This is a genomic window from Streptomyces tricolor (genome assembly GCF_002155905.1).
Classification (GTDB): Bacteria; Actinomycetota; Actinomycetes; order Streptomycetales; family Streptomycetaceae; genus Streptomyces; species Streptomyces tricolor.
Genome location: NZ_MUMF01000895.1, coordinates 1 through 4,528 on the forward strand (window position 1 = coordinate 1; position 4,528 = coordinate 4,528).

The following is a 4,528-nucleotide window of genomic DNA, read 5'->3' on the forward strand; positions in this document are numbered from 1 at the left end:
GGGGCTGTAGTGCGGTCGGTTGCGTGGCGCCGAGGCCGCAGTTCCCCGTGGCCCTGGGGGCCGCAGCGTCGTCGGTCGGGTGGCGCCGCTGTCGGTCGGCGTACCCGCGTAGCCGCGGGCAGTCGTGCCGCTCGGGGTGGCACGGGTGGGCGCTGGGGGTCCCCTGCTCGAAGAGCTCGGGGGAGGCACCCCGTCAGCGCCGGTGAGCGACCCGCCCGGCACCGGCGCCGGGTGCCTCGCTAGCTCTCGGCCGCCATCGCCTCCGCGGCCACGGGTGCCTTCTTCTCCGTCGGCTTCGAAAGATCCGCCGGCTTCGAAAGATCCGCCGCCCCCACGGCAGTGGCCCGCGGAGGCAGCAGTTCCAGCACCGCCTGCCGATCGGCGTCGCTCGTGGCGTCGTCGTACGGGTCGGGCGTACGCGGCACCTGGAGCCGATGCACCGGACCGGAACCCAGCCGGGCGTACCCCCGCCCGGGCGGCACCTGCGCCATCGGCGTCGTGTGCGGCGCCATCCCGAGCACCGCCTCCACCTGCTGCGGCTCCGCCGTCCCGAGCACGACACGCGCGCGCGTGTGCTGCCGTACCGCGTCGCTCAACGCCTCCGCGCTGTCGAACTGCTCGGCCACGACCACGGTCACGTTCGCCGCGCGGCCGTGCCGCAGCGGCACCTGGAGCAGCGTCTGCGGGTCCTTGCGGCCGTCCGCCGTGGCGAGGTGCGCGAAGACGCTGGGGCGGTCCAGCAGGATCCACAACGGCCGCCGCGTGTCCTCCGGCGGCGGGTCGCCCGCCTGCCGGGCCAGGTTGATCGCGATGAGCCGCCGCTCGGTCTCCTGCGCGGCCCACTCCAGACTGGCCAGCGCCCCGGGCAGGGCGCACTCCACGGCGAGGACCCCCTCCCGGCCGGTCAGGCACGCGTACTCGCCGGTGCCACCGCCGTCCACGATCAGTACATCGCCGTACTGGAGGGTCTGCAGGGCGATGGACCGCAGCAGGGTGGACGTGCCGCTGCCGGGGTGCCCCATGGCCAGCAGGTGCGGCTCGGTGGAGCGGATGCCGGTGCGCCAGACGACCGGCGGGACGTCGATCCGCTCCTCCCCGTAGGAGAGGGGAAGCGTGCGCTGGACCTCGCTGGGGTCGGTGAAGCCGAGCACGGTCTCGCCGGGCGCGGTGACGAAACGCTGGGCGGGGATGTCGGCGGGCAGCGGGGCGAGGGCGGTGACGGTGAGCTGGTTGCCCTCCTCGTCCCACGCGAAGTGGTACTCGCGGCTCCGCCCGGCCTTCACGGTGAGCAACTGCTCGATCCGCGCGCGGGCCTGGGGGTCGCCGTCCGGGAAGTAGGCGGGGTAGCGGATCACGAGGTGTCCGATGCGTCCCGCGTCGTCGAACTCGTGCGCGGCGTACGCCTTCTCCCACTCGCCGCCGTGCGCGTACAGCGGCGCCGGGTCGTCGGCGCCCGCGAAGTACGGCACGAGCGCCTCGTACAGCGCCTGGAGCCGTTCGGTCTGCGACGCGTCGGGCCCCTCGGGCGCCGGCGGGGTGCGGTCGCGGCCGTGCCAGGCCGCCGCCGCCATCACGGTGATGAGGGCGAGCAGCGGCCCGTACGGCATCAGGGCCACGATCAGGAACACGGAGGCCACGAAGAACAGCAGCGGCCCGCGCTTGTCCTTGGGCGTGTCCGCCCACCTGCGCCGGCCGGCCGCGGCCAGCAGGCGCAGCCCGCGCGTGACGGTGATCAGCGGGTGGAGGACATCGGTGGCGCTGTCGGCCGCCGTCCGGGCCAGCTCCCTGCTCCGGGCGAGCTGCGTCCGGGCGATCTGGGCGCTGTCCTTGCTCAGGATGCGGGGGAGGGGGCGCCGGGCCACTGCTGACTCCTGTGGGTGCGTGCGGGCGGGACGGGCAGGATCAGAACTTGATCCCGCCCAGGAGGCTGGCCAGGCTCTCTCCACCGGCCTTGATGCTCGGGGCGATGCCTGTGGTCGACAGGTAGAAACCGAACAGGGCCGACACCGTGGCGTGCGAGCCCTTCAGTCCGTCCTTGCGGAAGAACAGGAAGACGACGATGCCGAGCAGCAGCACGCCTGAGAGGGAGAGGATCATTTCGGGCCTCCTGGTGTCGAAGGTGGGGGACAGTCACCATGAGTTCTTCCAGGATCACAGGATGTATCCATACTATTAAAGGTGCAACTGGGTGAAAATCGGTTGATTTCCCCCACCCGGTGGAGGAGGTCAAGGCCCGGTTGACCTGATGGGTTGCCTCGGCCGGGGGCTGTTGCTGATCTTTACCTCGGGCACATCGGGTCATGTGCCACCGGAGCCAGTACGCTGGCGATTCACTCGTACGAAGCAGTCCCCGAATCAGCAAGGAGAGGCGGTCCGGCCGATGAGCGAAGCCCCCGACCCCGAGGTCGTGGAGCTGGCGACCAAGATCTTCGATCTGGCCCGGCAGGGGCAGACCGAGGCGCTCGTGGCGTATGTCGACGCGGGTGTTCCGGCCAACCTCACCAACGACCGCGGCGACTCCCTGGTGATGCTCGCCGCCTACCACGGCCACGCCGACGCGGTGCGCGCGCTGCTCGCCCGCGGCGCGGCGGCGGACCAGGTCAACGACCGGGGCCAGACCCCGCTCGCAGGTGCCGTCTTCAAGGGTGAGACGGACGTGATCAAGGCCCTCCTGGAGGGCGGAGCCGATCCTTCCGCAGGCACGCCGTCGGCCGTGGACACGGCCCGGATGTTCGGCAAGACGGAGCTTCTGGAACTGTTCGGCGTCCACTGACACCGACGCACTGACCAGGTACGACACGGAAAACGGGGGAGGCGGTACAGGGCCGCCGGAAATACGGTCGCGGCAGCACACACCGCGGGTCATCATGACGACGTGATTCACGGACGCGATGGCTGGGCAGGTGTTGCCGCACCGCGCGGGCCGTGATGCGGTCCGCATGGGCCACCGACGAGAGGCAGAGAGAGATGGTCTACAGCAAGCAAGAGACGGCGGGCGCTCCGACGTTGTGTCACGCGGCCAGGTAATGCGTGTTCCCCGGTTGCGTCGACGCTTGATGTGAGGCTGTTTCCCATGTTCGATCCGGTCATAGCGCCCAGCGGTACGCTGCTCGGCCTGCTTCAGCGGGGCCGCGGCGACGGCACGCTGCACGCGCTCACGGCCCCGCGCGCCGAAGCGCTCGCGGCCCTGAACCACTGTGTGCTGCGCGACCCCCGCCACGACTGGCAGGTGGAGAACCGCTCCCTCTACTACGCCCGCCTCTACCTCGACCTGAACGGCGAGCTGGACGCCGTGGCGGCGCACCTCTTCGACCCCGAGGACGTCGTCGACACCGACGAGTCCCGCACCGGGCTGGCCCTGGCCGTCCTCGGACACCTCGCCTCCTACGGCCGGCGCGACGCCCTGGAACTGCTGCGCAGGTACGCCGCGCACGGCACCAACTGGGCCTGGGCCCTGGACGAGCTGGCCCTCAGGGACGACGACGCGGCCCTGCGCGCCCTCGCCGCCCCCGTCCTGGCCCGCTTCGGCACCGACCCCGAGGGCGAGGCCGAGCTGGCCGCCGCCGTACGCGACGCCTTCGAGCCACGGCCCTGGCGGCTGTGGGCCGAGGATCCGCGCGAATCCATCGCCACGCGCGTGCGTGCCGCCCAGGAGACCGGCTGTTTCGACCGCTGGCAGCGGCAGCTGCGACCGACGGGGCCCCGGCCGGGGTGGAGCGTGCGCGCCGTCTTCGAATGGGCCCAGCAGGGCATGGAGCGCGGTGCCGCCCTCCATGTGCCGGCCGCCCGCTGCCTGGTCGCCGTGGCCGGCCCCGAGGACCGGCCCGAGATCCTCCAGGCCGCCCGGACCGGCACCGACGGAGCCCGCTGCACCGCCCTGCGCTACCTCGCCGACAGCAACGACCGGGACGCGCTGGAGCTGATCGAGGCGGCGGTCGCCGACGGCACGGCACCGGTCGTGGAGGCCGCCGTCGACGCCTTCGAACGGATGCGCAGCGTCGCCGCCGTCGACCGCGCGCGCGGCTGGGCCCAGCGCCCCGACGCGCTCGGCGCCGCCGCCGGCCGCATGCTCGCCTGCCGCGGCGGCACCCAGGACCGCGACCTCGTCCTCGGCGCCCTCCGCGAGGCCGTGCGCGGCGAGGGGCCGGACGCGCCCACCCTGTGGACCCTCGTCGACGGCGCCGGACGCCTCGGCATCGCCTGCGCGGCCCCCGTCCTGCGCCACGTCTACCGTGAGACGGCCTCCTCCCACCTGCGTGGCCGCGCCGCCCGCGCGCTGGCCGCCACCGACCCCTCCTTCGCCACCGGCTTCGCCGTCGAATGCCTGTGGGACTGCGAGGAGACCACCCGCGAACTCGCCGCCCGGCACGCCGAGACCGGTGACGCCCGGGTCGTGGAACGCCTGCGCCGCCTGGCCGCCGATCCGGCCGAGGAGGACGAGGTGCAGACCGCGGTCCGCAGCCGCTTCGGGCCCGACGCCGCCCTCGGCTGACTCCCACGGCGGCCGACGCCGCCCTCGGCTGACTCC

The 4,528-nt window shown here is 73.1% G+C and carries 4 protein-coding genes; 2 read left to right on the forward strand and 2 right to left on the reverse strand.

Annotated elements, in window-relative coordinates:
* Nucleotides 1-239: 239 nt before the first annotated feature.
* Complete coding sequence (locus CCN44_RS41235; protein ID WP_086704331.1) at nt 240-1,862, reverse strand: ATP-binding cassette domain-containing protein; 1,623 nt, start codon at nt 1,860-1,862, stop codon at nt 240-242.
* 40 nt (nt 1,863-1,902) lie between these two features.
* Nucleotides 1,903-2,097, reverse strand: coding sequence for a hypothetical protein (locus tag CCN44_RS41240; protein WP_030620070.1), 195 nt, complete (start codon nt 2,095-2,097; stop codon nt 1,903-1,905).
* Nucleotides 2,098-2,380: 283 nt separating this feature from the next.
* Between CCN44_RS41240 and CCN44_RS41245 the strand changes: the two genes are divergently transcribed.
* A complete protein-coding gene (locus CCN44_RS41245; RefSeq protein WP_059248174.1) occupies nt 2,381-2,773 on the forward strand; it encodes an ankyrin repeat domain-containing protein in 393 nt (130 codons plus the stop codon).
* 300 nt (nt 2,774-3,073) lie between these two features.
* Nucleotides 3,074-4,492, forward strand: coding sequence for a HEAT repeat domain-containing protein (locus tag CCN44_RS41250; RefSeq protein ID WP_086704334.1), 1,419 nt, complete (start codon nt 3,074-3,076; stop codon nt 4,490-4,492).
* The last annotated feature ends 36 nt before the right edge of the window (nt 4,493-4,528 follow it).

Excerpts from the sequence above, each read along its gene's own strand:
- CCN44_RS41240 (WP_030620070.1), bottom strand. The coding sequence starts at position 2,097 with ATGATCCTCTCCCTCTCAGGCGTGCTGCTGCTCGGCATCGTCGTCTTC.
- CCN44_RS41245 (WP_059248174.1), top strand. The coding sequence starts at position 2,381 with ATGAGCGAAGCCCCCGACCCCGAGGTCGTGGAGCTGGCGACCAAGATC.
- CCN44_RS41250 (WP_086704334.1), top strand. The coding sequence starts at position 3,074 with ATGTTCGATCCGGTCATAGCGCCCAGCGGTACGCTGCTCGGCCTGCTT.